Below are 23,930 nucleotides of genomic sequence, written 5' to 3'. Positions count from 1 at the left end.
TCGCCGATGAGCAGCCGGGAGCGGTCTCGTCGTTCGCCTTGGTCAGGCGTCCTGCAGGGCGCTGACGCGTTGGAGGCTGACGCCGGTGACGGTGGCGACGTCGCGCACGGTCAGTCCTTCGCCGCGCAGGGTGGCGACGGTGCTGCGGGCGAGGCGCGAGGCCTCCTCCTGCGCCTTGCGGGCGGCGTCGCGCTTGGCGAACAGGTCGTCGACCATGCGCTGGGTGGTTTCGTCGAGCTGCGGGTCGATGGTGACGTCGCCGACATCGACGCCGAGCAGGTCGGCGGCGTCACGCACCGTGGCCTCGACCTGGTCGAGGCGTCGCGCCTGGGTGAACAGGCCGGGAATCTCGGGCACTTCGACGGCCCACCAGCCGTCCGCGCGCCGGCAGACGGCGGTGGCGTTGACGGGATCGCTCATTTCATGTTCCTTTCGATGTATCGCAGGATGCCCTTGGCGGTGAGCTCGTTGACCTCGCCGGGAGGCGGACTGCAGGTCATGGCTCCGATTCGTCGTATGTCTGTTCCGAGAGAGGGCCGGTGCGTCGGATGTAGTCGGCCATGCCCGGGACGGTGAAGGCGATGAAGCCGCGTTCCGGCGAATACGCGAGACCGGCTTCTATGATTCCCTTGCGTGCGCGCGCCACTTCGGGTACGGGACGGTGCAGCTTCTCGGCGACTTCCGCGGAAGAGCAGGTGTCCTTGCCGACCGACGCCATGGCGCGCATATATTCACGCTCCGATGGACGGGCTCTTTGCCATCGTGACTCGTAGAGCCCGTTGTCCAAGGCGGCGCGGGCGACCGGTTCTCCCGCGCCCACCGCAGAACGGGGTATGGGGGACGAATCCGCGGCCTCGAACGCGGCGGAACCGTATGCCTGGATGAAATAGGGGTACCCCTGCGACAGTTCCACGAGTCGGTCCAACGCCGCGTCCTCGAATCTGCTGACCCTGCTGATCGTCTTCACGTAGCAGTCGCGCGTTTCGTTCTCCGGCAGTCTGCCGATTTTCCGGTACTCGAACAGACGTTCCGCGTAGGAGCGGGATTTCGTGAGCACGCCCGGCAGGTTGGGTAGTCCGGCGGCGATGACGTAGAACGGCAGCCCGTCCTGTCCCATCGCGTGCTGCAGGCCGATGATGGTGCCCATGAGCTCCGCCGGCATCTCTTGGAATTCGTCGATGAAGAGGAACAGGCCGGACCCGTCGTGTTTGAGTTCGGTGCAAAGCTCTTCAACCATCATCTCCAGACGGAACGAGTCCGACGACGGCGTCTCGTCCTCGGCGCCGGGTTTCAGTGTGGCTTGAATGATGCCGATGTTGGCCGAGATGCTGTCGATGTGCCGCAGCACGGCGAGGAGCCTGTCGCGCAATCCTTCGTCGCGTTGTTTGAGGACCGCCTTGGAGATGCCTTCGAAGATGGCCGCGTAGTCATGCCCGGAGTCCGTGGTGGCTTCCATGCGGATGGCGAGGAGCCCGCGATTGATGACCATGTCGCGCATCCTGAGGAGGAGAACCGTCTTGCCCATCCCACGCAGACCGCTGTATACGAGCCCACGGCTGGTGTATCCCGCCTTCGTTCTGGAGATGATGCGGTCCATGATCTCAAGCTCGTGCTCACGGCCGGCGAGATCCTTGGGCGGGCGACCCGCTCCGGGAGCGAACGGGTTCAACCCGTGCATGATGGCCCGAGTTTCGTTGTCCATGAAGACCTCCTCGCACTGTTTATGCAAATTAATGCACGCAACTACACGATAATGCATAAAAATGCATGCGACTACGTTTCGTTCACTCCCTTGATGTGGTCATCTCATTCGGCTTGTCGGAACGGCGCTGCCTCCGGCACGCACCCCATCCTCTTCCCTGATCCTGTCGGCCCACGCGTCGATGTCGATATCCTCGCGCTCGCCGGCGAGCGCGGCTGGGGTGTCGGTGGAATCCACCATGGGCGCTCCCTCGATTAGTTGCGAGGGTTTGAGTGACCATAGCAGGCACATACGTTCGATATCTCCGAGGGCCCATTCCTTTTCGTCGTTGATGCGCTCGCGGACGTAGGTGGGGCCCCTATGTATGGCCTTTGCGAGATCGCGTCCTGACATTCTGCGCATGCCTAGCTGGGCTCGTATGCCTCGGCTGACTTCTAATGCGAATCCGCTTACTCCAATGCTGTTTCTACCCATGCTCTTCATTCTATGGCGTAAATAAGCCGTAACGCGCGTGAATCCGCCTATAAGTCCGATGGGTCAGAAAATTGGGCGTAATTACGACACGCCCGGTGGGCGTATCTGATTGACCTTGAGCGTAATTACGCCCATAATGAGAATCGTCAGACAGCAACGGAAAGGACGGACGGAGATGGACAGCAGGACGGAGACCAAGGCAGGGACCTGGATGGACACGGCGAGGCCGGACGGGATGAGCACCGGCGACTGGGACCGGTACCTGCGGAAGGCGATGCGCGAGACGCAGGAGACGCGCCGGAGGCTCGCCGCCCACTGGCGGGCGCTGACCGGCCTGCCGGTCCCGGTCGTCCCGGCCGGCGTCCTCGCCTGACCCGGCCACGGGCGGCGAGCGCCGCCGCCCGACCCCATCGCGTCTTATCGAAATCTCAACTGGAAGGAAATGTCATGGCAACATCCGCGCTTGAGGAGTGCTTCAGAGAAAGAGCCCGTGCGGTCCTCGCATCTCAGGGGATGACGGTCTCCGCGTATGCGGAGAGGACGGGCCAGACGTTCGACATGGCCCAGAAACGGCTCAGCGGCAAAATCAGGTTCTCTATCACCGACCTTGCTCGATTCGCGGAAGTTACCGGTTACAAGCCATCCGAACTACTCGACGACGCGTTCGTGTTGAAGCCGTCGTCCGCGCTCGCCGGCAAGGGGGTGGAGTGATGACGCTCAATCTTAACCATGAGGACCTTGAATTGATCCGCACGGCGGTCGACGAACTGGAACACTTCGTCGGCCGCCGCACGGACGCCCCTCTCGCGGACGGCGGTGACGAGCCCGTGAGCGTGGACGAGTACACGAAATCCCACTCCCAGCTGTTCGGACTGGTCAAGAGCGCCATGCGCGACGTATTGGCGGAGCATGACGCCTCGGACGAGGAGATGAAGATCATCCTCGAACGCATCGAGAACGCCACGCGCCGCCTGAAAAAGGAAATCGGATCATCGACTCAGCTTGTCGCCAAGCTCCTCGATGGAGAACGCGATGCTCGACGCGGCCCCATCATTCGCATGGAACCCCTCGGCGAGGAACGCGAGACCTTGGCAGAGGCATCGCATCCTTTCGTCCGAGTCGTCGGCCGTGGCGGCGGCGTCGAAACGCTTCTTCGCATCGAGGAACGGATGTGGACTTCCCATATCATCACCTCCCTTCTTTGCGTAGGCGGTGCGCTCATTATCGCACGGCAGCTCGCCGGCAAGGGGGTGGCGTGATGAGTGCGAACGAGGTCATGTTCGGGATTTCGATGGTGCTGTTCCTGCTGGCGGGCGTGCGGACGGTCCACGCGAGGATCCTTGAGCGGAGGACGGAGCGCGACCGGCGGCGAGCAGAGCTTCGGCCCGCTCCTTCACCGTGGTCAGATCCACCGTCTGGCCCTCAGGCAGGTCCTCGTAGTCCCTCGTCAACGCGCGGAGCCTCCATCTCGCTCGGCCCGGAATGTTCGGACCCGCGGGGCGTGTTCCGTCCGCTGCGCGTCTCCACCGGGCGCGGGACGTTCGTGGTCCGCTGCGACCACTGGGCGTTGCGCCGTCTCGCCCTACTGACCGCCCCGTATATGGTCGGCGAGACGGACGAGCAGCTGCGCGAGCTTGACCCGCCAGCCGTGCCCGTCGTGCTCTCCTACAGGCGGTTCCGTCGGCTCGTCCGCTCCGGACGGATCCTCGTCGAACATCGCGTCGATCTCGTCGTCCGTGACGTGGGTGAACGAGATCGTGCCGCGCGCGGTCAGCACGACGGTCATGATGCCGGCGGCGGTGGCGACGACCGTGGCGAGCGCTTCGACGCCGCTCCATCCGGGCCATCGGAACAGCTGGTCGAGGAGTTGGAACACGTGCATGCATCCGACTCTAGCAAGGGGGTGGCGTGATGGTCGACCTGCTGCAGGACACGGCGATCATCTGCCTCGCCGTCTGCCTCATCATCCAATCCCATACCATCCGCCGGCTCGACCGCATGCGCCGCACCCTGTCCGACGCGGTCGACGGACTGCTCGCCGCGGTCCGCGCGGTCAACGACACGGACAGGAAACAGAACGAGGCGCTCGCCGCCCTGACGGACGCCATGAGACGAAAGGAGGCGCGTCATGGACGCGCATGAGTATGGGCGCCATTGCAGCGGCTACCGGAAACCCGATCCTCGCAGGTGGGAACGCTGGCCGTACACGACAAGGGAGACGTTGCTGCTCGCCATTGCCGTGGCCGCGTCGTTCGCGTGGCTGATGACCCACGACGGTCTCCTGCACCCGGTCGCGAACACGGTCGCCCTGGTCGTGTACGCGCTCGCGGGCGGTCTGCTGCTCCTGCCCTGCGCCGTCCGCGCGCTCGCGCTCGCAGGTTTCCCGTCCCGCATGGATGGGGGAGAGGGGGCGGGCGATGAGCGCCGGTGACTTCACGCCCGTGTGGGCCAACCTCGCCGAGGCGTGCAAGCTGCTCGGCATGGGGCCGGCGAGCGTGAAGAAGCTCGGCCGCGAAGGCGTGCTCCGCTTCACCTTCGCCGCAGGCCAGTACCGGTTCAAGGTCGCCGACATCGAACACCTGGACGAGCGGATCGCCCAGCACGCGCGCGACAAGGACGCGGGCCCGCGCCGCCGCAAGGGCCGGTAGGACACCCACAGGGGGCCGTCCGAATCGGCCCCGGCCCACAAGGGCGCGCGTCAACGCCACCCCCATGCCGTCCGCAACCCGCGGCATCGGGGGAACGAAGGCCGGAAAGCGATACGGAGCGGCCGGCCTGCGCGCGCCCCACCACACCACACCAGTCTCACGAGGGAGGAGACCACCCATGGCAGGGGAGACCCTACTGACGATCGTCGGCAACCTGACCGCCGACCCCGAACTACGCACCATCTCGACGGGCGCGACCGTCTGCTCGTTCACGATCGCGTCCACGCCCCGCACCTACGACCGCCAATCCGGCCAATGGCAGGACGGGCAGGCCCTGTTCATGCGCTGCAGCGCGTGGCGCGACCTCGCCGACCATTGCGCGCAGAGCCTCAGGAAGGGCATGCGCGTCATCGCCCGCGGCACGCTCCGCCAGCACTCCTACCAGACGCAGGACGGGCAGAACCGCACCGTCATCGACATGACCATCGACGACATCGGCCCCTCATTGCGCTACGCCACCGCCGCCGTCGCCCGCCAGCAGACCGGCCACGCCGGCCGCACCGGCAACGGATACCAGAACGGCTACCAGAACGGCTACCAGGGCGGGGCCGGCTGGCAGGGCGGGGCCACGCAGACCCCGCCGCAGGACCCGCACAACACGCCCGAAACCGACCCATGGGCCGAAGGCGGCACCACGTTCGGCGCAAGCGACGACTACCCGCCCGCCCAGGACGACCCCGAATTCTAACCGCACCCGCCACACGGAAAGGAACACGCATCATGGCCTCGAAATACACCGACGCGGAACTCAAGGAACTCTACTATCTCGCCCTGTCCGAAGGCCTCGACCAACTCGACCCCGGCGAGAAACGCGCCGTCACCCGCTGGTGCCAACGCACCCACCACCCCCGCCCCGGAATCGAACCCACGGCCACGCCCGCGAGCGCGCCCGCGGATCCCGTCATCGCCGGGGATTCGGGATGGAAGGTGGTCGCCGCCGCGCCCGTGGACTCCGGGCCGCGCGTGGTCGTGGAGCGTCGTGTGGACACGCCGGCTGGCACCTCGTTCGTCGACGCGGCCGAACCCGCGCGGCCTGACCTTGACCCCGAACCTGAACCTGAACCCGCACGACCCGAACCCGCGCCGGTGGACGGCGGGGAGCTGCCGGAGGGGTGCGAGTTCCTGGGCTCGTGGCCCGAGGATGCGGAGGACGGGACGAAGAGGCTGACGCGCTCGCAGCTGATCGCCCGCGTGCTCATGGCGCATCCGGGCATGCCGGCGGTGATCGCGCGCGGCCAGTCGCGCAAGCAGGCGCTCGACATGCGCTCGCGCCTGCACTCCGGCAAGTTCAAGGCGTATCCGGGCGGACGCGCTTGTTGGCGGTGCGGCATCGCCCCCGACCGGGAGCGTGCGGGCCGGTACGTGGTCGTCCTCGAATACCGGACGGACGCGGAGGCGACGCGATGAGCGGCACGGACAACGGGGGACGCGCCCTCGACCTGGTCATCCCCGGCACGCCCATCACCAAGGGATCCGTCACCCCGTACACGGGCGGGCGCGGCAAGGCGCTGAACGTGGACCGTCGGACCGGCGAATGGGAGGAACGGGTGCGTGTGATCGCGCTCGCCGCCCTGCACCGCGCCGGGTTGGAGCCGTATGACTGTCCGGTGGAGATCCGCGGGGAGCTGCGCATGCCGTCCCCGCGCGCGCCCCGGTTCCCGCTGCCGGCCACGCAGGCGGCGAAGCGGGCGGGCGGCGGCGATCTGGACAAGCTGCTGCGCGCCCTGGGCGACGGATTGCAGCGGGTCAACAGCAGGCATCTGGGCAAATGCCGCGACGGGGTGCTCGCGGACGACAGCCGGATCGTGCGCTGGGACGTGGCGAAACTGTACGCCGCGCCCATGCGCCCCGCCGGCGCGTATTTGACCATCATCCCCGTCACCGACCCCGTCCTGTTCGACCTCGACCACATGTGGCGGCCCATGACCCCGGAGGGCGACATGCAGCTTTCGGCCGCGTCCCCCGTGAACGGGGACGGCACGGTCAGCGTCAGCCGTCTCGCCAGCCTCCACCATTTGGACGGAGGCATGCGATGAGACCGATCACGTTGACCCTGACCGCGACGATGCGCGAGATCCTCGCCACGCTCCTCAACCCGTACAGCACGCTCACCGTCGGCTCGAACGATTCGACCGCGTTCCGCCGGCTCGAAGCGCACGGGCTCATCCAACCCGACATGTCCGGCCTGTGGGCGCTCACCGGCCCCGGACGCGCCATCGCCAAGCAACTCAGAAAGGAGCAGGCATGAGCATCGAACTCGTCGCCCGCGCCAAGAAGACCAAGCTCCACGGGGACAGCACCGCCAAACTCCTCCTCATCGTCCTCGCCGACTACGCCAACGACGACGGCATGGCCTGGCCTTCCGTCGCCACCATGGCCCAAGAGGTCGAGAAAAGCGAACGCAGCATCCAACTCCTGCTGCGCAAACTCGAGAAGACCGGGCTGATCCGCAAAGGCGACCAGAAACTCGTCGGCAAATACGCCAAAGGCCGCCGCCCCGTCGTCTACAAGCTCTTCCCCAAGAAAACCAAGAGCGAAAACCCCGACGAAGCGCACCATGACGCGGAAAACAGGGGTGAAACAGACTTCACCCCCGAAACCCGCTTCACCGGTGAAACAGACTTCACCCCACAGGTGAAACCAGCTTCACCCCACGGGCGAAACCCACTTCACCCCACGGGTGAAACCCACTTCGCTTTAGGGGTGAAACCCACTTCACCCAAACCGTCACAGGAACCGTCAATAGAACCGTCAAGGGAGAGTACGCGCGCGAGCCAGACCGAAAACCCGACCAAGACCGACGACCCGCGCACCGGCATCGACGCCAGCGGGTACACGCCCGACACGGACCCCGACGCCACCGCGCTCGCCGCCGAACTCCACCTCGACGTCGAACACGTGTTCGACGACTTCCGGGACTGGGCGCGCGACAAGGGCATGACCAGCGTGGACTGGCCCGCCGCGTTCCGCCGGTGGATGCGCCGCGAGGCCCAGTACCGCGAGCGCGACACCGGCGTGTACGGGGCCCCGGCCACGGACGCCGGCGGCGGCGCGGCGGGGGAGCGGGATGTGCGTTCGCGCGCCCGCCGCATCCTCGACACCAGCACCCGCATCAAAGCCGCGCTCGGCGACCGCCGCCACGCGCCCGAGTGGATCGCCCAGGTCGCCGACATGCTCGCCGACGGCATGGAGCCCGCCCGCATCGTCGAACTCCTGTGCGAGGCGGCCGCGGGCATGCCCCCCGTCGACGACCTCGACACGATCGCATGACCACCCCACGAAAGGAACCACCAATGACCACCACCAATCCGCCCATGCCGAGGCCCGACATGCTCCTGTGGCTCGACCTGGAGGCCACCGGACTCGGCGAAGGCGCGCGCATCCTCGAGACCGGCATGCGATGCACCACCATGGACGCGAGCCGGGAGACCGACCGGCTGTCCGTCGTCCACCACATCGACGGCCGCCAGCTCATCCGCATGGAACTGCCCGCCATGCGCATGCACCTCGACAACGGACTGCTCGCCGAATGCGAGGCCCAAGGCCTCGGCGAGCCTGACGCCGCCGATCTGATCGTCCGCTTCGTGACCGGCCTCGCCGCCCGGTACACGCTCCACCTGGCCGGCACCAACCCCCAGTTCGACCACGTGCGCCTCCTGTCATGGCTCGCCGTCATCGACACCGACATGTACGTCACCGTCGACGACTGCCTCCACTACCGGCGCCTCGACCTCACCGGCCTGCGCCTCGCACTCCAGGCCCGAGGCCACCACCCCTACGCGAGCGGCTACCACGCCCGCCACCGCGTCGACGACTGCCTCGACAGGGACATCCACGACTACCGGCGCTACCTGTCGCTCATCCCACCCGCAAGCCGCCACGACCCCACCGGCACCGACCATGAAACCGAGTAGCCATGCCAGTCCGGATCCTCGGCGAGAAGACCGGCAACTACACGCCCGCCAAACCCGCCACCCATCCCCGCCGCACCGACCCCGCCACACTCCGCCTCATGCTCGCCATGACCGACGACATCAACCGCTACCGGCAAGGCGACCCCCACCGCCAACCACACGAGACCATCAACCACAAGGAGGAAACCGAATGAGCAAGAAGAAGAACCAGAAGAACCGTTGGAACGGCAGGCAGGAACCGCCCGCCGGATTCAAACCGGGCAGCGACATGCCCATCGCGCTGCTCGCGGACGGGCACATGCTCGACCTGTCCCACCCCGACGCCTTCAACCTCGTGGTCAACTTCCTGCCGCCGGGGGCGCTCGGATGCGTCACCGTCGCCTGCCTCCAGATGCGCCCCGGGGAAGGCAACGCGTTCTGCTGCGTGAGCGAGGACATCGACGAGAAAAGCCGCGTCAAATTCGCCGGATTCCTCGAAACCATCGCCAAAGGCCTACGCCACGCGAAACCCGGCGACATCGTCATCGAGGAAACCCCCCGCGCCGAGGAGGACGACGAATGAGCAGCGCGAGGATCTACACGCAGGCCGACCTCGCGGAAGCGCTCCGCCACTGGGCGGACCACGTCACGCTCGCCGCCATCGAAGACACCCCGCCCGAAGCGTGCGCCCGCTACGTGTACGAACACTACGGGCTCGAAACCGACACCACCTTCCTCGACGAACCGGCGCACACGGAACCCGGCCTGTGCGCCCGATGCGGCGACTACGACCCGAAACTCACAGGCGGACTATGCCCCGTATGCCAGGAGACCGGAGGCCGACGGTGAACGTATGGGACCTAATCTGCCTGCTCCTCGCGGTCGCCGTATTCCAATCGACGCTCATGGTCTCCACCGTCGTGTGCATGACCGCCCTCCACCGCGTGTTCGACTGGAACCCGTTCACCACCCGCCGCACACGCGCCGGCAACGAGGGAGAAAAAAGGGAGACCCAGAAGGGAGAAAGTGGGAGAAACCAATGAGCACCGACGTTGACGACATCCGCGAATACCTGAAACGAAGCATCCACCGGATGAGCCTCGTCATCCTCGACGCGGACGACTACACGCCATTGATGAGGTCGGCCCAGGCGAAACGGGACGCATACAGGAACGTCCTCAACTACATCGACAAGAAGCAAAGGAGAACACAATGAACACCGACATCAACGAACTCGTCAAGACCGCGCTCGCCGCCGGCGCGACCCTCACCATCAACCTCACCATCATGCCCGACGGCCAGACCACGGACGACGCCGCGGGCGGGACGGGAGCATCGGCGAGCGCCGGCGGCGAGATGCGCGGCCTGCCGGACAAGCCGGGCCTGTGGCGGGATCGCGAGGGCGACATATGGCTCGTGGCCACGCTTGACGGGCGGCTCGTGCCGTGGCTCATGCGCGCCGGCGGCGCGTGGGACATGCCGCAGACCGCGTGGGACATGGACGACCCCGATTTCGCGCGTACCGCGCCGTTCACGCGCATCCACATGGAAGGAGACAACGAATGAGCATCCGCCACCCGTTCAAGGACTGGAGCGTCGAAAGCACGATCGGCCTCTTGGCCATCATCATCACGATCACGCTCGTCACGGGCGTCGTCGGCATCATCGGCGTCGCGTTCACCACCCTGACCACGCCCGAACCAGCGCAGACCGTCACGCAGGAACGCATCGTGACCGGCGACGTCAAACGACTCTGCCTCGTCATCAAGACCGGAGACCACGTCGACGCCGTCAGCTGCCAGCTCATCGACGACATCACCGGAGGCATGGAATGAGCATGGACCCCGCGCTGGAGGAATACATCGAACTATGCCGCGCATCCGGCCACCACGCACGGTTCGCCTGCGAGCGCTGCCACCGTCGTTTCCCGTGGCTGTGCCGTGACGGCCTGTGCCGCCGCTGCCACCGTCTGGTCCTCGCCGAGGGGCTGGTGTCGGGCGGCACCGTCAAGACGCTCAGGGACGCGGAGCCGCCCATCAGTGTGCGTGGTATGAGCGAGTACTGCGGCAACGGGCACAAGTGGACGCCCAAGACCACGCGGTGGCGCTACCGGGATCGTGGTGGCCGGCACGGGCGCGGCTGGGAGCGCGACTGCCTCCTGTGCAAGGACATGGCCGACAAGGCCCGCATGCACAAACCCGGCAGGCGTGGCAGCAACGTCATGGTCAACGTCACCAAAAACGGTACCGGATGGATCAGCGGCCACTCCGGAGGAAAGGACTACTCATGACCGCCATCGCCTACATCCACAGGCTCCCGACATCCTACAGCGAGCGCAACGTGCGCTGTCCCGAGTGCGGGCGCATCAACAGCGTTCCCACCAACCGCATCGGCACGGGCTGGACGAAACGCTGCTGGGGTTGTGGCACACCATTCCGCGTCGAATACAAGGAGGACGACCAATGACACTCACTTTCGAACCGGACTATTGGGCGATGGCCCGCGAATGGCATTGCCCGCAATGCGGCAGGCCACTGCGCATGACGCACACCCGGCAGAACCACACCGGCCGCGACAGCTACCGGATCCGCTGCACGGACCCGCGCCACTACCTCGGCCCATGGAAAGCCACGGAGCAGGCCGCCTACATGGCGGCGAAGGCGCAATTGGACGGGGAGACGGCATGAACGCGGTTACGCGCTCGCTGATCCTGCGCAAGCACGCGCAAGGCTATAGCGCCACCGAGATCGCCCATGCCACGCGCCTGCCGCTCGACGAGGTGCGCGCCGTGATCGCCGCGGGCGACGGCCGGCCGCGTCCCGCCCGCACGGTCGAGTCCATCCCGCCGCCCCTGTTCGACGACCAGTAAGGCAAAAGAAGGAAAACAAGCGAATCGTTGGAACCACGCCGTTCCCGCCACCATACGGGACGACACGGATCCAACGAGGCAAATAACAACGTATCAAAACGTATCAAAACGTATCAACGCATCAAAAGCGAAACCCCCCACCCCCGGACGGGAGTGAAGGGCGTGCCCTGAACAAGCATCTATAGTACACCTGTTCGACCGGAGGGTTTCGCCTTGACCACCACACCCACCCAACAACTCACCGACCAGCTCACCCGACTACGCGACCTCCGGCAACCCCTCGACCAACTCGCCACCAAAACCATCCACATCGGCGACCACACCAACAGCGGACACACGACAGCGGCGAGCGCGCCCCTGCCCATCAACCTCGGCGCCTTCCAACTCGTCCAGGACATCGACGCCTACACACGCCGGCTCGTCCACCTGCTCCACCTGCACCCCACACGCGACATGGACGGCCACGACCTCATCAAAGGCGCGCTCGCCAACCGCACACGCCTGGACATGCTCGACTCCGACACGTTGACCGCGCTCGCCGGCGGGGCGCGTGATCTTGTGGGGCGGGCGCGGCTGTTGTTGTATCCGCCGGAGGGGACGCGCATGGTCGGCTGGTGCCCGCGGTGCGTGCGCGAGCTGCGCTGCGACGAACAGGAGATCGCGGGCGGCTGGGTGCCGTGCCCCGGATGCGGCGGGACGTGGCGCATCAAGGATCTGCATACGCTGGCCATGCAGCGGTTGCATGCGCGGGGTGTGAAGGGCACGCCCGCCCAGTTGTCCCGGCTGTTGAAGCCGTGGGGGATCGACATCAAGGCGGCGACGATCCGGCAATGGGTCAGGCGCGGCGTCATCACACCGGTCACGCGGGATGGGGGAGCGCCCGTCATCCTCGTCTGGGATGTGTGGGCCGCGCATACGCGCCTCGCCGGATACGAGCGCGCGCGACGCAGGCGGACTTGACAAAACCCGACTGTCACGCAATCATTGCCTATAGTGGTCATTTCCATGCCATGGCATCGGGGATGACGCAGGCGGCCATCGTGCGGGTTTTCTCCGATGCGGTGGCCGCGCGCATATGGGAGGCTCCCCGATCGGGCGGCGCCGGGTCCACACCGGCGTCGAATCATGTCCTCCCGCCAATGGCTTGCGTGCCTGAGGGGACGAAAGGGCCATCGCCGCGAGGCGAGGGAGCGGTACCGCAAATAGACCGGTGAGGTCGGGCCGCCGCGGATTCGAATCCCGCCCAAGCCACCATGCGCCGCGCCGCCGCTTTCGGTTGGCGCTGACGGCGACGCGACGCACCGCAATCGTTATGATTGGCGTATGCCAACCGACAACAAGCATGAAAGCCGACTGCGCGCGGCGAGACAACGCGCCTTCGACTACGTATCCGAACAGATGGAGCGCATCGACGCCTGTCCCGTGTGTCATGGGAACGACTGGGCCATACCGGACTCCACGTATGTGCTCAGGGAGGTCACGGCCGACGGGTACACGGAGAACGTGTTTCCTCTCGTGCTCGCCACCTGCCGTTCATGCGGATACGTGCTGCTGTTCAACGCGTCCATGGCGGGCACCGTCGACGACTGGCATTTCGACAAGGACGCCCGGGATGCCGTCGACTAGAAGAATCTCCCAATACAGGACGAACGTCATCCTGCCGGACAATGAGGAGGCGACGCCCATGCGAGTCATCGACCTCGACCATCTCAGAAGGGATATCCGGCAGATTCCCGACGGGCAAGGCAAATTCGACAACGCGTTCTGGGGGTTCACGGGCCTCGGCGCGCCACTCGTCCTCCAGGACATCCCCGCGATCATCCACGGAGGCCATGCCGGCTTGGACCTGTACGTCGGCATCCTGTGCGTGTGCGTGGCGGTCGTCTTCGCGCTCTTCGGACGGAAGGCGAAAAAAGACCGTGACGCCGCGATCGGGAGGATCGTGCAGAACATCGAGGACTTCAGCAACGGCGCGCTCGACAGCGACCCGGAACCCGCCGCTTCCCCGAACGATTACAGGACGCCATTCTGACACGGATCAGCGGCAAAACCCACTGACCCCACATCCAACGCCCCGCCAGCGTGCGGGGCCTACCCATATCCACGGGAAGGAACGCCATGGACGGACCGACGTTGGATCTGCTCGTCTGCGACCGGCATCACACCATGCTCGCGGAGATGGACGGATTGCCCGTGCCCATGCGCGCCAGCCCGGACGGACACCCCATCGTCCAGAACCTCACCCCCGTCATGCGGCACGCATGCGACGCGTTCATGAAAGCATGGGAGGAGGCGTGCAGTGAGCGGCCGCCACGGCAACCCCAGACGAGGCAAGGGCAAGGCCTACAGGCGTGACCAGCTATGCCGGCGCGTGTACGCCCACTACGACACCTGCTACATCTGCGGCCGCCCCGTCGACAAGACACTCCCATGGCCCGACCCATGGAGCAAGACCGTCGACGAGACCATACCCGTCGCACGAGGCGGCAGCGCACTCGACTGGGACAACGTCAACCTCGCCCACAACTGGTGCAACCGCATCAAAGGAACCCACACGCTCGCATGGGCTCGCCGCGAGGTCGCACGACTCCTCAACGCCGACACGGCGAACACGAACCACACCACGGAACCGCGCATGAAGGCCACATCGATGCCATTGACGACAAGCGGCGACTGGTAGACCCACGGGGAGGCACCCGGCCCCGGCCGTCCATCCGACCCTCGGGCGCAGTCAGAATCTCTCCCCACGATTCGTAACCGTTAACCGTTAACAGCGCCGCCGGCCGTTAACGCCCGTTCCCGGAGGAGGCCGCCATGCCCGTGAGGACCTGCGCGCACTGCGGCAAGCCCCTCGACCCGAACCAGTCCGCGAAGGCGAAGTACTGCTCCGCGTCCTGCCGCGTGCTCGCCTGCCGCGAACGCAGAAAACACGGCACGCCCCCGAAACGGAAGCCGGAACCCAAGCCGGAGCCGGCACCCCAGCTCAACAGCCGCGACTTCGACCGGATGATGGACGGCAGTATCGAGGACGACCTGCGCCACGCGCGCGACCGGCTGAAGCAATACCTGGACGATCCGGCGACCCCGGCGAACGCGATATCGAACATCGTCGCCCGCTACGTCGCCGTGTGCGAGAAGCTCCACGACATGGCCGGCGGCGACGACCTGCTCGCCGACCTGACCGACGACACAAGCGAGGTGAACGCGGATGCCGGAACGTCGATTGTCTGAGATCGCCCAGCACCTCAACCAGCCGAGCGGCATCGTCTCCAGCGACTTCACCCGGTTGAACCGCGTCGCCCTCAAGGCCGGCATCCACTACGACCTGTGGCAGCAGGGACTGCTCTACCTCCTGTTCGCCCGCCGCCAGGATGGCAGATACGCGTGCGGCGAGGGCGGCACCGTCGTCAGCTCATGCCGCCAGATCGGCAAGACGTTCACGCTCGGCACCGCCATGTTCCTCACCTGCATCCTCAAGCCCGGACTCAAGGTCATCTGGACCGCCCACCACACGAGGACCAGCGACGAGACGTTCGCCGACCTGTGCGACCTCGCCAAGAACAAGCTCCTCGGCCGCCGCGTCGAACGCATCCGCCGCGCCAACGGCCAGCAGGAGATCACGTTCCGCAACCACAGCCGCATCATGTTCGGCGCCCGCGAGAACGGCTTCGGCCGAGGCCTCCACAGCGTGGACGTGGAAATCTTCGACGAGGCCCAGATCCTCACCGTCCGCGCCCTCGACAACATGCTCCCCATCGTCAACACATCACCCGACCCGCTCGTCGTGTTCCTCGGCAACCCGCCCAAACCCGGCGACCAAAGCGAAGTGTTCGAGGAGAAACGCCGCGCCGCGCTCGCCGGCACGGACGGCATGGTGTACGTCGAGCTCGCCGCCGACAGGGACGCCGACCCCGACGACCGCGGCCAATGGGCGAAGGCGAACCCGTCGTATCCGAAACGCACGAGCGAGACCGCCATATTGAGGATGCGCAACCTCATGGCCGAAGACAGCTTCCGCCGCGAGGCGCTGGGCATCTGGGACGAGACCGCGGCCCACCGGGCCATCGACCCCACGCAATGGGAGCAGGCCGCCGTCGACGCGGAACACGTCGACAAGACCGGGCTCGTCGGCTACGCGCTCGACATGAGCCCCGACCGGTCGACGCTCGCCATCGGCGGCGCCATCCGCCACCCCGACGGAGGCATCCACGTCGAACTACGCGAGTTCAAGGCCACCAAGCAGGCCGGCAGCATGTGGGCCGTCGACTACATCGCCGACCACTGGCCCAAGACCGCGAGCGTCGTCATCGACGGCCAAAGCCCCGCCATGGCGTTGCTCGCCGACCTCAAGGCCCGCCACGTGCGCCCCATCGTCACCAACGCCAGCGACATGGGCCGCGCCTGCGGCCTGTTCCTCGACCTGCTGCGCGACCACAAGCTCACCCACCTGCCCGACAAGGACGCGCCCGCCCTCGCCCAGGCCGTCGCGAACGCCACCACCCGCAACATCGGCCAATCCGGCGCGGTCGGCTGGAACAAGATGGGCGGCGACATCGACATCAGCCCCCTCGTCGCCGTCACGCTCGCCGCCTACGGCACCACCATCACCAAACGCAACCCCAACAGGAGACAGGAGATGATGATCTGATGGCCAGCGACGAAATCGTGGCCGCCGCCGGCGGCAAACCGTTCCTCGCCTCGAACACGCTGCCCACGGCGCGCTCCATCGCGTCCGTGGACGAATCGGATTGGGACGTCGTCGAAGACCTGCTCAAAACATGGCGCGACAAGATGGGCGGCAACGTGCTGCGCGGCCTCTACTATTCCGCCCACGAGAACCTGAGGAACTTCGGCATCGCGATCCCCGAGAACATCAGCCGCGGATACTGGGCCCCGGTCGGGTGGCCGGCCAAGGCGGTACGCTCCCTCGCCGACCTGAGCGCCTTCGAGGGGTTCAGCGTCGACGGCGGCACGTCGGACGGATTGGCGTCGGACGTGGCCGCCCTGTTCGAAGCGAACTCGCTCGACTCGATGGTCTCCCAGACCATCGTGAGCGCGTACACGCACTCGTGCGCGTTCCTGACCGTCAGCATCGGCGACGACGGGCGCGCCAAGATCACGCCCCGCTCCGCCGACTGGTCGTCGGCCATCTGGGACACGTACAACAACCAGATCAACAGCGCCATGACCATCACCGACGCCGACCGGGACGGCACCATCACCGGGTTCAACGTATGGCTGCCCGACAAGGTGTACATCTGCCGCAAAAAGGCTGCCGGCTGGCGGGCGGAACCCCAGATTACGAACTACGGGCGGCCCAGCGTGGTCGCGTTCTCCTACGACCCGCAGCTCAACAGGCCGTTCGGCCGGAGCCGCATCAGCCGGCCCGTGATGAGCCTGACCGACGCCGCGTTCCGCACCATCCTGCGCATGGAGGGCAACGCCGAATTCTACGCCGCACCCAAACTCTGGTTCCTCGGATTGGACCGGGACGCGCTCGGCAAGGACGTGTGGAAAAGCCTCATATCGTCCATCAACGCGGTGTCCCGCGACGTCGACGACCAGATACCCGAACTCAAGCAGGTGTCCCAGGCGTCGATGCAACCCCACTCCGACATGCTCAAGACCCTCGCCATGATGGTCGCCTCCGAAACGAACCTGCCCGTCAACGACCTCGGCATCACCATGGACAACCCCGCCAGCGCGGAGGCCATGGCCGCCGCCGAACGCAAACTCTCGCGCGAGGCCGACCGGCAGAACCGCCTCTTCTCCCGCGCCCTCAAGGACGTGGCCGGCATGGCCCTCGACCTCGACGACGAGACCATGGCCCGCGTCACGCCCGTCTGGGCGCCCACCCGCGAAGTGTCGGACGCGGCGCGCGCCGACTACTACGCGAAGGTCGCCGGCGTCAACCAGGACTTCGCCGACAGCGACATCGGCCTCATGAAGGCCGGTCTCACGTTCGGCGAGATCCGATCCTTCCGCGCCTACCAGCAAAGGAAACGCGCGCAGGACCATATCGACCAGATCCGGCAGCAGGTAGCCGCAAACAGGCAGGAGGGTCCCGATGGCCAGTCCGAATCTCCCGCCGCTGTCGGACGACAAGCGCCGGGAACTGGAAGCGACGCTGGGACAACTGACCAAGGGCTATCAGGATGACCTCGAAGCGCTCGCCGACGCGGCCTCGTCCGCCATCGAACATGAGCACGGCCGCCCGGACCCGGACCTGACCGGCATCATGCGCGACTACGCGCGCGACGCCAGCCAGTACGCGAACAACTACTACGCCAACGTGCGCAAGGCCTACGAGGACGCGTACGGGTACACGTTCGAGGACTACGCGACCGGCGACGTCTACGACCCCGACCATACGCTCTACCGGATGGTCGGCGGCTTCAACGGCAACGACTACAACGGCCTGAACTACACGCAGCTCAAAAACGGGCAGTCCCGCGCCGGACTGACCGTGGACGACCTGTGGCCGAGCCTTAAAAACGTGGACGACGCGATGCAGTGGGCCGCGGACATGGTGCACGCCTCCGCCCGCTACACCATGGAATACAACCTCGCCCACGACCCGACCGGACCACGCTGGGCGCGAGCCACCGGAGGCGCGAAACCATGCGCGTTCTGCGTCATGCTCGCCGGACGCGGCTTCGTCTACCACAGCAAGGACAAGGCGATCTTCGGCGGGAAACTGCATGACGGACGATGCCATTGCACGGCGATCCCCGGATGGAGGGGCGATGTACTCACGCCGTCGCAGCAGCGATGTCGCGACATGTATAGGGCCGGGGTGAAGAAGACCGGAGGATCCACCGACGAGAACGCCGTCACCGTGGCCATGAACCACCTCTTTCCCGACGAACTCAGCGGAGGCGTCTATGACCTGTCCGCCGAATGGCCCGACGATGTCCGCAACATCAGCAGTCGAATCTGGACGCACATCCTCGAAGGAGACCCCAACGGCAACGGAGGACACGCATCATGGTCGAAGAATCCCGGAAAAACGAAATTCCCCGACGACTGGGATGAAAAGAAGATAAAATGGGCCGTAAAAGAAACCATAGTTGATCCTGATGAGGATAAAGACGGCCAACGTCCAAATAACCGTGAAATGGTGAAGGACATCGAAGGCGTAAGGATTCTTGTCAGATTGACTAAAAAGAAGAACGGGTGGCGCGTTAATACAGCATTCCCGGATGCCAAGGACAAGAAAGGATTGAATACCTGAAAATGCCAACACAGGAACAATATCAGTCCATGTGCCGTGTTTTGTCGCCTATCGTTCATTCATCCATGAAGGAACAGCATTGGGAAAGCGCAAACGCATGTTTCCGTGCCGGAGAATACTACGAGTGCATGCTGGATCTTCTCTGGGTCGCGATCGCTATTAATTCACCACGCGATACGGTGATGGACGCTTTTTCCCTTGTGCTTGACGAAGACAAAGAGCAGTTTCGCCAACCACTGAAAGAACACGCCTACGCATAAAGGTGAACACAATTCCCCAACCACCCGCACGGGTGGTTTTTTTATGCCCGAAACGGGCCCCACATCAACATCCATAGGAGGAAACACATGGCCGAGGAAGCCAACACCGCCGACCAGTCGCAGGACGCGGGCAAGCCGCACGGCGAATCCACGCCCACGGATTGGGAGGCGAAATACCGCGAGGTGCTATCCCACTCGCGCGAGTGGGAGAAACGCGCCAAGGACAACAAGGCCGCGGCCGACGAGCTGCAACAGCTCAAGGAATCGCAGATGAGCGAACAACAGAAGGCCGAAGCCAAGACCGCCAGGCTCCAGAAGGAGCTCGACCAGCTCAAGGCCGAGAAACAGGCCAACGAATGGCGCTCGCAGGTCGCCGCCGAAACCGGGTTGCCGTCGAACCTCATCGTCGGTGATTCGCTCGAAGCGATGCAGGAGCATGCGAAGGCCATCGGCGAGTACGTGGCCTCGCAGTCCGGTCGTAGGCTCCCGCAGGTGTCCGATCCCGGCAGGCAGCCGAACCGTGCGCCGAGCGACCTGCAGCAGTTCGCGTCCAGCGTGTTCTCCAACTGACCATCATCCACATACCATCCACCAACCCCGTAAGGAGACCATATCATGGCTATTTTCGGTACCGGCGGCATCAAGGCGATGCCGACCCAGATCGCGGACGGCATCGTCGACCAGGTGCAGTCCGGCAGCGCCATCGGCGTGCTCTCGCAGCAGAAGGCGATGCGTTTCGGCGAGACCAGCATCGTCACGTTCGAGAACCGCCCCCGCGCCGAGTTCGTCGACGAGGGCGCGCAGAAGTCCTCGACCACCGGCACGTTCGGCGTGGTCAAGACCGTGCCCCACAAGACGCAGGTCACCATGCGCTTCGACCAGGAGGTGCAGTGGGCCGACTCCGACTACCAGCTCGGCATCATCAACAAGCTCGCCACCGAAGGCGCGAAGGCGTTGTCCCGCGCGCTCGACCTCGGCGTGTTCTACCGTCTCAACCCGCTGACCGGTAAGCCGGTCACCGCGTGGACGAACTATCTGGACGCGACCACCAAGCGCGTGACGCGCACCGCCAGCCCTGACGTGGACGTGGAGCAGGCCATCGGCCTGATTCTCAACGACAAGGAAGGCTGGGACGTCAACGGCATCGCCATGAGCCGCGAATTCGCGTTCAGCCTCGCCACCCTCAAGGACACGCAGAAGCGCCCGCTCTATCCGGAGCTCGGCTACGGCGTGACCATGAACAGCTTCAAGGGCATCCCCGCCTCGGTGACCACCACCGTCAACGCGCCCGAGTTCACCGCCCCGGCCGAGGGCGAGAACTACACGGTGCCGAAGGTCGGCGCCATCGTCGGCGATTGGAAGAACGGCATCTACTGGGGCGTGCAGCGCAACCTGCCGCTCGAGACCATCACCTACGGCGACCCGGACGGACAGGGCGACCTGCGCCGCAACAACCAGATCGCCCTCCGCTTGGAGATCCTGTACGCCTGGTACGTCTTCACCGACCGCTTCGCCGTGGTCGAGGGCGACGCGCCCACCGGCAAGGCGGGCAAGTGATGGGTCAGGCAGTCGAATTCCACCACCTGGCAAGCGGCGTCACGAACGACGCGCACCAGGCGGTCATCGAGACGCAGTTCCTCGACGCGGACGGCAATCCCATCGACATCGCCGGCGGTTCCACGCCGGCGGCCGGTTCCATCACCTCGGACATGCTCGCCGCGGGCGCGGTGAACACGGCCGCGATCGCCGACGGCGCGGTCACGGCGGCGAAGCTCGCGAAGGGCGTGGTCCCGGCCGCGTACACGCTGCCGGCCGCCACGGGCGCCGCGCTGGGCGGCGTGAAGCAGGGCGTGGCCGTGCCGAACGTGGCCGCGGACGCGGACGCGGCGGCGCTGGCGTCCGCGTTCAACGGGCTGCTCACCCAGTTGCGTGCGGTCGGCGTGATCGCCCCCAAGTAAGGGAGGCAAGCCATGACGGACGACAATCCCACGCCGGCCCCGCCGTTCGCGCTCGTCTCCGACCTCGAATCCCGGTGGCGCACGCTGTCCGGGGGCGAGCGTGTGACGGCGGGCGTGCTCATCGGGGACGCGTCGGACAAGATCATGACCGACTGCCCTCTGTGGGCGCAGGCGTCCCCGGCGACGTTGAGGCGCGTCACCTGCCAGATGGTCAAACGCGCCATGCTCAACGCCGACCAGGCGGGCGTGTCCCAGGGCACGCAGACCGCGAACGGGTTCAGCGAATCGCTCAGCTACTCGAACCCGGATGGGGACCTGTATCTGACGAAGTCGGAGAAGCGTTCGCTCGGCGTGGGCGTGCAGCGCATGTGGAGCATCGACATGGCCAGCGGGGAGGCGAGCGTATGACGCGCATGCACGGGGAGACCGTCACCGTCACGTACCGCGTCGACACCGGCGAGCGGGACGGGGGCAACAATCCCGTCTGGCGGGAGGAGACCGAACGCGTCGATGATGTGCTCGTCAAACCGGGCGCCGACTCGAACGCGTCGGACTCCACACGCCCCGAAGGCGTGACCGTCGCGCTCACGTGCGCGTTCCCCCGCGCATGGCCGTACCGGCCACTCAGGGGTGCGATCGTCACCGTGCGCGGCCACGACTACCAGGTGGTCGGCGACCCGCTGCCCGCCGACGGCGGGCTCACGCCCACCCGGTGGAACCTGCTCGCCGAACTCACCGACACCAGGGGGTGATCATGTCCGGAACGGTGAAACTCAACCTCGGCCAGTTCACGGCGATGCGCCGCGACGCGCGCACCCTGGGCGCCATCAACGCGGAGGCAGACCGTCTTGCCGCCCGCGCCAACTCCATGGGCGCGGACACGCACGCGGGCACGCCCGTCTACGAGGCCGCGCGCGCCATCCCCTCCCGGGTGGGCGCGGTCGCGCTCGTCTCGACCGCGAACACCGCCGCACGCGTCGACAACGCCGCCCACAACACGCTCGCCAAGGCGCTCGGCACAGGAGGCGGCTGATGGAACCCGTGGAGAAGACCGTCATCGACTGGCTGAACGCCGACCCGGAACTCAAGGACTGGCCCGCGTCGATGGACGTGCCCGCCGCCTCGACCGCCGCCCGCCCCACCCGGTTCATCACCGTCGAACGCACCGGCGGCACGGAGGAATGGTTCCGCAGCCTCCCCCTCGTCGCCGTCCAAGTATGGGGCACCTCATCCTACGAGGTCGCCGACACGGCCACACGCCTCGTCCTGCCCCGCCTCAAACGGCTCGTCGAACTCGACCCGGTCGCCGACGTGGACGTGACAGGCATGACCCATTTCCCCGCCCCCGACGGACGGCCCCGCTACCAGATACTCATCCAACCCACCATCAAGGTGAACCTGTAAGGAAGGAAACCCATCATGGCCGAAACGAACGACGCGACCAACGTCAGCCTCGGCAAGTTCAAGATCGGCGGATACGCGTACTGGGCGCCGTCGACCGCACCCCTGCCCACGGACGCGACCACCCCGCTGCCCGCCGACTACAAGCTGCTCGGCTATTTGAACGAGGACGGCGTCACCCTGTCCACCGACACCGACAACACCGAAGTCAAGGACGCGAACGGCAGCACCGTCCTCAAGGTCATCAGCAGCTACGCGGAATCCGCCCAATTCGTGCTCCTCGAAGTACTCCGCGCCGAAGCCGCCAAACTCCGCTACAACACGGACAACGTCGACGGCGCGGACAAGCAGATGACCATCAAGCACTCCATGCCGTCCGACGAGACGTTCCGCCTCGTGTTCGAACTCGTCAAGACCGGCGGCGTGCTCGACCGCTTCGTGGCCGGCCTCGCCTCCCGCGCCGAATTCGGCGACCGCCAGGAACACGCCGGCGACGCATCCGCCTACGACGTGACCTGCGCGCTCAACGACATGGGCGACGGCGTCACCAGCATCGAATACATCTCGAAGCCCGCCACCGGCGACACCACCGGCGACGGCAAGGAGGGCCAGCAGTGAGCACGCCGAAGCAACCGCAGGACCACAAGCCCAAGAAAGGGCCCCGCACCGTCACCGTGCAGGACGTGACCGTCACCGTCGACCCCGACGTGTTCGACGACCTCGACGTCCTCGAAATGCTCTACCGCATCCAATCCGCCGACGAGGACGGCGGCGACGATTCGGACGCGCTCGCCATCGTCCCGTTCCTCATGCGGATCCTCGGCCCCTCGTACAAGCCGGCCAAGGACGCGCTGCGCGACCCGGACACGGGCCGCATCCCCCTGGAGAAGGTGGGCGCGTTCCTCGGCGACCTCATGGGCAAGCTCGCCCCAAACTCCTGACGCTCGTACACCTGCTGCACGAATGCCCCGACGCGCTCGGGGCGGACATGCGGCGCGTGTACGGGCTCGACCCCGCAACCCTATGGGCGGGCGGCATACGCCCCCTCGACTACGCGGACCTCGCGGCGAACCTGCCCGACGGAAGCATGGTGTGGCGGCGGCTCGACTCGCCGCGCGCCTGGACGACCGCCGAATACCTGCTCGCCGCGCAGGTCGACCAGCTCAACCTGTGGATGTGGGCCAACAACGACCCACGCAAACGCGGCGACAGGCCCGACCCCCTGCCCCGCCCCGGCACCGCCGCACGCCGCGACGCCGCGACGCATGAACCCCGCGACCGCGACGCGGACGGCAGACCGACGCGCACGATACGCCCCGAACCGATGACCGTGGCCGAATTCGAACGGTTCCGCGCCCAACGCTTCGAGGACGTGACCGCGCGAGCCTACCGTCCCCACCCCGCCGGCGACGGCGAATAACCGAAGAGAGG

General features: G+C 66.1%; 47 protein-coding genes and 1 tRNA gene. 44 read left to right on the top strand and 4 right to left on the bottom strand.

The features are described 5' to 3' along the window. Nucleotides 1-42: 42 nt before the first annotated feature. From BSTEL_RS04580 to BSTEL_RS04570, 3 genes are all read right to left on the bottom strand, one after another. Nucleotides 43-420 carry a type II toxin-antitoxin system HicB family antitoxin gene (locus tag BSTEL_RS04580; protein ID WP_034527673.1) on the bottom strand — a complete coding sequence of 126 codons (378 nt, stop codon included), beginning with the start codon at nucleotides 418-420 and terminating at the stop codon, nucleotides 43-45. Nucleotides 421-496: 76 nt separating this feature from the next. Continuing rightward, nucleotides 497-1,702 (bottom strand): ATP-binding protein, encoded by a 1,206-nt coding sequence (locus BSTEL_RS04575; RefSeq protein WP_034527672.1) that lies wholly within the window; start codon nucleotides 1,700-1,702, stop codon nucleotides 497-499. Between the two features lie 99 nt (nucleotides 1,703-1,801). After that, nucleotides 1,802-1,942: a hypothetical protein gene (locus BSTEL_RS04570; RefSeq protein WP_156963159.1), complete on the bottom strand. Its 141-nt coding sequence runs from the start codon at nucleotides 1,940-1,942 to the stop codon at nucleotides 1,802-1,804. A gap of 409 nt (nucleotides 1,943-2,351) precedes the next feature. Here BSTEL_RS04570 and BSTEL_RS04565 point away from each other — a divergent pair, with 409 nt between their 5' ends. The 3 genes from BSTEL_RS04565 (at nucleotide 2,352) to BSTEL_RS04555 (ending at nucleotide 3,435) form a co-directional block, all read left to right on the top strand. Continuing rightward, on the top strand, nucleotides 2,352-2,549 hold the full coding sequence (locus BSTEL_RS04565) for a hypothetical protein (RefSeq protein ID WP_034527667.1): 198 nt from the start codon (nucleotides 2,352-2,354) through the stop codon (nucleotides 2,547-2,549). 74 nt (nucleotides 2,550-2,623) lie between these two features. Next, nucleotides 2,624-2,887: a helix-turn-helix domain-containing protein gene (locus tag BSTEL_RS04560; RefSeq protein ID WP_034527664.1), complete on the top strand. Its 264-nt coding sequence runs from the start codon at nucleotides 2,624-2,626 to the stop codon at nucleotides 2,885-2,887. Then, a complete protein-coding gene (locus BSTEL_RS04555) occupies nucleotides 2,887-3,435 on the top strand; it encodes a hypothetical protein (protein WP_034527661.1) in 549 nt (182 codons plus the stop codon). Before BSTEL_RS04560 ends, BSTEL_RS04555 begins: the two co-directional genes overlap by 1 nt. A gap of 323 nt (nucleotides 3,436-3,758) precedes the next feature. Here BSTEL_RS04555 and BSTEL_RS04550 read toward each other — a convergent pair whose 3' ends face one another. Next, a complete protein-coding gene (locus tag BSTEL_RS04550) occupies nucleotides 3,759-4,058 on the bottom strand; it encodes a hypothetical protein (RefSeq protein WP_034527659.1) in 300 nt (99 codons plus the stop codon). 29 nt (nucleotides 4,059-4,087) lie between these two features. Between BSTEL_RS04550 and BSTEL_RS04545 the strand changes: the two genes are divergently transcribed. The 41 genes from BSTEL_RS04545 to BSTEL_RS04350 all read left to right on the top strand — a co-directional run bounded on the left by BSTEL_RS04545 (nucleotide 4,088) and on the right by BSTEL_RS04350 (nucleotide 23,919). Next, nucleotides 4,088-4,318 carry a hypothetical protein gene (locus BSTEL_RS04545; RefSeq protein ID WP_034527657.1) on the top strand — a complete coding sequence of 77 codons (231 nt, stop codon included), beginning with the start codon at nucleotides 4,088-4,090 and terminating at the stop codon, nucleotides 4,316-4,318. Then, nucleotides 4,305-4,607: a hypothetical protein gene (locus tag BSTEL_RS04540; RefSeq protein WP_034527655.1), complete on the top strand. Its 303-nt coding sequence runs from the start codon at nucleotides 4,305-4,307 to the stop codon at nucleotides 4,605-4,607. The genes BSTEL_RS04545 and BSTEL_RS04540 overlap by 14 nt, the downstream gene beginning before the upstream one ends. After that, on the top strand, nucleotides 4,594-4,824 hold the full coding sequence (locus tag BSTEL_RS04535; protein WP_034527652.1) for a helix-turn-helix domain-containing protein: 231 nt from the start codon (nucleotides 4,594-4,596) through the stop codon (nucleotides 4,822-4,824). Before BSTEL_RS04540 ends, BSTEL_RS04535 begins: the two co-directional genes overlap by 14 nt. A 178-nt stretch (nucleotides 4,825-5,002) precedes the next feature. Next, nucleotides 5,003-5,572, top strand: coding sequence for a single-stranded DNA-binding protein (locus tag BSTEL_RS04530; protein ID WP_034527650.1), 570 nt, complete (start codon nucleotides 5,003-5,005; stop codon nucleotides 5,570-5,572). 32 nt (nucleotides 5,573-5,604) lie between these two features. After that, entirely contained in the window at nucleotides 5,605-6,291 is a 687-nt protein-coding gene (locus BSTEL_RS04525) for a hypothetical protein (protein WP_034527647.1), read from the top strand. Continuing rightward, a complete protein-coding gene (locus BSTEL_RS04520) occupies nucleotides 6,288-6,920 on the top strand; it encodes a RusA family crossover junction endodeoxyribonuclease (RefSeq protein ID WP_034527645.1) in 633 nt (210 codons plus the stop codon). The genes BSTEL_RS04525 and BSTEL_RS04520 overlap by 4 nt, the downstream gene beginning before the upstream one ends. Beyond that, complete coding sequence (locus BSTEL_RS04515; RefSeq protein ID WP_034527642.1) at nucleotides 6,917-7,132, top strand: hypothetical protein; 216 nt, start codon at nucleotides 6,917-6,919, stop codon at nucleotides 7,130-7,132. The genes BSTEL_RS04520 and BSTEL_RS04515 overlap by 4 nt, the downstream gene beginning before the upstream one ends. Beyond that, nucleotides 7,129-8,154, top strand: a complete 1,026-nt coding sequence (locus BSTEL_RS12705) for a helix-turn-helix domain-containing protein (RefSeq protein WP_238567625.1) — start codon at nucleotides 7,129-7,131, stop codon at nucleotides 8,152-8,154. The genes BSTEL_RS04515 and BSTEL_RS12705 overlap by 4 nt, the downstream gene beginning before the upstream one ends. Nucleotides 8,155-8,177: 23 nt before the next feature. Then, a complete protein-coding gene (locus BSTEL_RS04500; RefSeq protein WP_051922849.1) occupies nucleotides 8,178-8,798 on the top strand; it encodes a 3'-5' exonuclease family protein in 621 nt (206 codons plus the stop codon). Nucleotides 8,799-8,800: 2 nt separating this feature from the next. Then, on the top strand, nucleotides 8,801-8,992 hold the full coding sequence (locus BSTEL_RS04495; RefSeq protein ID WP_034527640.1) for a hypothetical protein: 192 nt from the start codon (nucleotides 8,801-8,803) through the stop codon (nucleotides 8,990-8,992). Further along, nucleotides 8,989-9,360 (top strand): hypothetical protein, encoded by a 372-nt coding sequence (locus tag BSTEL_RS04490; RefSeq protein ID WP_034527637.1) that lies wholly within the window; start codon nucleotides 8,989-8,991, stop codon nucleotides 9,358-9,360. The genes BSTEL_RS04495 and BSTEL_RS04490 overlap by 4 nt, the downstream gene beginning before the upstream one ends. Then, nucleotides 9,357-9,626, top strand: a complete 270-nt coding sequence (locus BSTEL_RS04485; protein WP_034527635.1) for a hypothetical protein — start codon at nucleotides 9,357-9,359, stop codon at nucleotides 9,624-9,626. The genes BSTEL_RS04490 and BSTEL_RS04485 overlap by 4 nt, the downstream gene beginning before the upstream one ends. Continuing rightward, nucleotides 9,623-9,820, top strand: a complete 198-nt coding sequence (locus BSTEL_RS04480; RefSeq protein WP_034527633.1) for a hypothetical protein — start codon at nucleotides 9,623-9,625, stop codon at nucleotides 9,818-9,820. Before BSTEL_RS04485 ends, BSTEL_RS04480 begins: the two co-directional genes overlap by 4 nt. Further along, nucleotides 9,817-9,993 (top strand): hypothetical protein, encoded by a 177-nt coding sequence (locus tag BSTEL_RS12080; RefSeq protein WP_156963158.1) that lies wholly within the window; start codon nucleotides 9,817-9,819, stop codon nucleotides 9,991-9,993. The genes BSTEL_RS04480 and BSTEL_RS12080 overlap by 4 nt, the downstream gene beginning before the upstream one ends. Then, a complete protein-coding gene (locus BSTEL_RS04475) occupies nucleotides 9,990-10,343 on the top strand; it encodes a hypothetical protein (RefSeq protein WP_034527631.1) in 354 nt (117 codons plus the stop codon). Before BSTEL_RS12080 ends, BSTEL_RS04475 begins: the two co-directional genes overlap by 4 nt. After that, entirely contained in the window at nucleotides 10,340-10,612 is a 273-nt protein-coding gene (locus tag BSTEL_RS04470) for a hypothetical protein (protein WP_034527629.1), read from the top strand. Before BSTEL_RS04475 ends, BSTEL_RS04470 begins: the two co-directional genes overlap by 4 nt. Next, nucleotides 10,609-11,067, top strand: a complete 459-nt coding sequence (locus tag BSTEL_RS04465; protein WP_156963157.1) for a hypothetical protein — start codon at nucleotides 10,609-10,611, stop codon at nucleotides 11,065-11,067. The genes BSTEL_RS04470 and BSTEL_RS04465 overlap by 4 nt, the downstream gene beginning before the upstream one ends. Beyond that, a complete protein-coding gene (locus tag BSTEL_RS04460; RefSeq protein WP_034527625.1) occupies nucleotides 11,064-11,243 on the top strand; it encodes a hypothetical protein in 180 nt (59 codons plus the stop codon). Before BSTEL_RS04465 ends, BSTEL_RS04460 begins: the two co-directional genes overlap by 4 nt. Then, nucleotides 11,240-11,464, top strand: a complete 225-nt coding sequence (locus tag BSTEL_RS04455; RefSeq protein WP_034527623.1) for a hypothetical protein — start codon at nucleotides 11,240-11,242, stop codon at nucleotides 11,462-11,464. Before BSTEL_RS04460 ends, BSTEL_RS04455 begins: the two co-directional genes overlap by 4 nt. After that, nucleotides 11,461-11,646 (top strand): hypothetical protein, encoded by a 186-nt coding sequence (locus BSTEL_RS04450; protein WP_034527621.1) that lies wholly within the window; start codon nucleotides 11,461-11,463, stop codon nucleotides 11,644-11,646. The genes BSTEL_RS04455 and BSTEL_RS04450 overlap by 4 nt, the downstream gene beginning before the upstream one ends. Before the next feature lie 213 nt (nucleotides 11,647-11,859). Continuing rightward, nucleotides 11,860-12,606: a hypothetical protein gene (locus BSTEL_RS04445; protein WP_034527619.1), complete on the top strand. Its 747-nt coding sequence runs from the start codon at nucleotides 11,860-11,862 to the stop codon at nucleotides 12,604-12,606. A 181-nt stretch (nucleotides 12,607-12,787) separates the two neighbouring features. After that, a tRNA-Arg gene (locus tag BSTEL_RS12075) sits at nucleotides 12,788-12,900 on the top strand. A gap of 69 nt (nucleotides 12,901-12,969) precedes the next feature. Further along, the gene (locus BSTEL_RS04440; protein WP_034527618.1) at nucleotides 12,970-13,272 is read left to right on the top strand and encodes a hypothetical protein; all 303 of its coding nucleotides are present in this window, start codon (nucleotides 12,970-12,972) and stop codon (nucleotides 13,270-13,272) included. Continuing rightward, nucleotides 13,259-13,678, top strand: a complete 420-nt coding sequence (locus BSTEL_RS04435; RefSeq protein ID WP_156963156.1) for a hypothetical protein — start codon at nucleotides 13,259-13,261, stop codon at nucleotides 13,676-13,678. Before BSTEL_RS04440 ends, BSTEL_RS04435 begins: the two co-directional genes overlap by 14 nt. 86 nt (nucleotides 13,679-13,764) lie before the next feature. Continuing rightward, nucleotides 13,765-14,001 carry a hypothetical protein gene (locus tag BSTEL_RS12305; RefSeq protein ID WP_034527614.1) on the top strand — a complete coding sequence of 79 codons (237 nt, stop codon included), beginning with the start codon at nucleotides 13,765-13,767 and terminating at the stop codon, nucleotides 13,999-14,001. Beyond that, the gene (locus BSTEL_RS04425; protein ID WP_034527613.1) at nucleotides 13,946-14,326 is read left to right on the top strand and encodes an HNH endonuclease; all 381 of its coding nucleotides are present in this window, start codon (nucleotides 13,946-13,948) and stop codon (nucleotides 14,324-14,326) included. The genes BSTEL_RS12305 and BSTEL_RS04425 overlap by 56 nt, the downstream gene beginning before the upstream one ends. 134 nt (nucleotides 14,327-14,460) lie before the next feature. Beyond that, nucleotides 14,461-14,877, top strand: coding sequence for a hypothetical protein (locus tag BSTEL_RS11390; protein WP_051922848.1), 417 nt, complete (start codon nucleotides 14,461-14,463; stop codon nucleotides 14,875-14,877). Further along, nucleotides 14,855-16,294: a terminase gene (locus BSTEL_RS04415; protein ID WP_034527612.1), complete on the top strand. Its 1,440-nt coding sequence runs from the start codon at nucleotides 14,855-14,857 to the stop codon at nucleotides 16,292-16,294. The genes BSTEL_RS11390 and BSTEL_RS04415 overlap by 23 nt, the downstream gene beginning before the upstream one ends. Next, entirely contained in the window at nucleotides 16,294-17,805 is a 1,512-nt protein-coding gene (locus tag BSTEL_RS04410; protein WP_034527611.1) for a phage portal protein, read from the top strand. The genes BSTEL_RS04415 and BSTEL_RS04410 overlap by 1 nt, the downstream gene beginning before the upstream one ends. Continuing rightward, nucleotides 17,714-18,880, top strand: a complete 1,167-nt coding sequence (locus BSTEL_RS11385; protein ID WP_051922847.1) for a VG15 protein — start codon at nucleotides 17,714-17,716, stop codon at nucleotides 18,878-18,880. Before BSTEL_RS04410 ends, BSTEL_RS11385 begins: the two co-directional genes overlap by 92 nt. Nucleotides 18,881-18,945: 65 nt before the next feature. Continuing rightward, nucleotides 18,946-19,140 carry a hypothetical protein gene (locus tag BSTEL_RS04400; RefSeq protein ID WP_156963155.1) on the top strand — a complete coding sequence of 65 codons (195 nt, stop codon included), beginning with the start codon at nucleotides 18,946-18,948 and terminating at the stop codon, nucleotides 19,138-19,140. 87 nt (nucleotides 19,141-19,227) lie between these two features. Continuing rightward, nucleotides 19,228-19,710, top strand: a complete 483-nt coding sequence (locus tag BSTEL_RS04395; protein WP_051922846.1) for a capsid assembly scaffolding protein Gp46 family protein — start codon at nucleotides 19,228-19,230, stop codon at nucleotides 19,708-19,710. 45 nt (nucleotides 19,711-19,755) lie between these two features. After that, nucleotides 19,756-20,697, top strand: a complete 942-nt coding sequence (locus BSTEL_RS04390; RefSeq protein ID WP_034527601.1) for a phage major capsid protein — start codon at nucleotides 19,756-19,758, stop codon at nucleotides 20,695-20,697. Then, the gene (locus BSTEL_RS04385; RefSeq protein WP_034527592.1) at nucleotides 20,697-21,098 is read left to right on the top strand and encodes a head fiber protein; all 402 of its coding nucleotides are present in this window, start codon (nucleotides 20,697-20,699) and stop codon (nucleotides 21,096-21,098) included. Before BSTEL_RS04390 ends, BSTEL_RS04385 begins: the two co-directional genes overlap by 1 nt. 12 nt (nucleotides 21,099-21,110) lie before the next feature. Beyond that, a complete protein-coding gene (locus tag BSTEL_RS04380) occupies nucleotides 21,111-21,506 on the top strand; it encodes a Gp19/Gp15/Gp42 family protein (protein ID WP_034527590.1) in 396 nt (131 codons plus the stop codon). After that, nucleotides 21,503-21,850: a hypothetical protein gene (locus BSTEL_RS04375; RefSeq protein WP_338010571.1), complete on the top strand. Its 348-nt coding sequence runs from the start codon at nucleotides 21,503-21,505 to the stop codon at nucleotides 21,848-21,850. The genes BSTEL_RS04380 and BSTEL_RS04375 overlap by 4 nt, the downstream gene beginning before the upstream one ends. Nucleotides 21,851-21,852: 2 nt before the next feature. Beyond that, complete coding sequence (locus BSTEL_RS04370; protein ID WP_034527835.1) at nucleotides 21,853-22,131, top strand: hypothetical protein; 279 nt, start codon at nucleotides 21,853-21,855, stop codon at nucleotides 22,129-22,131. Then, the gene (locus BSTEL_RS04365) at nucleotides 22,131-22,502 is read left to right on the top strand and encodes a hypothetical protein (RefSeq protein ID WP_034527588.1); all 372 of its coding nucleotides are present in this window, start codon (nucleotides 22,131-22,133) and stop codon (nucleotides 22,500-22,502) included. The genes BSTEL_RS04370 and BSTEL_RS04365 overlap by 1 nt, the downstream gene beginning before the upstream one ends. A gap of 15 nt (nucleotides 22,503-22,517) precedes the next feature. After that, nucleotides 22,518-23,117: a phage tail tube protein gene (locus tag BSTEL_RS04360; RefSeq protein WP_051922845.1), complete on the top strand. Its 600-nt coding sequence runs from the start codon at nucleotides 22,518-22,520 to the stop codon at nucleotides 23,115-23,117. After that, the gene (locus BSTEL_RS04355) at nucleotides 23,114-23,440 is read left to right on the top strand and encodes a hypothetical protein (RefSeq protein WP_034527585.1); all 327 of its coding nucleotides are present in this window, start codon (nucleotides 23,114-23,116) and stop codon (nucleotides 23,438-23,440) included. The genes BSTEL_RS04360 and BSTEL_RS04355 overlap by 4 nt, the downstream gene beginning before the upstream one ends. A 47-nt stretch (nucleotides 23,441-23,487) precedes the next feature. Then, the gene (locus BSTEL_RS04350) at nucleotides 23,488-23,919 is read left to right on the top strand and encodes a hypothetical protein (RefSeq protein ID WP_238567624.1); all 432 of its coding nucleotides are present in this window, start codon (nucleotides 23,488-23,490) and stop codon (nucleotides 23,917-23,919) included. Nucleotides 23,920-23,930 lie beyond the last annotated feature (11 nt).

The organism is Bifidobacterium stellenboschense (assembly GCF_000741785.1).
GTDB classification, from domain to species: Bacteria; Actinomycetota; Actinomycetes; order Actinomycetales; family Bifidobacteriaceae; genus Bifidobacterium; species Bifidobacterium stellenboschense.
The sequence above is the reverse complement of the archived record's forward strand: the minus strand, read 5'-3'. Positions and strand labels throughout refer to the sequence as shown.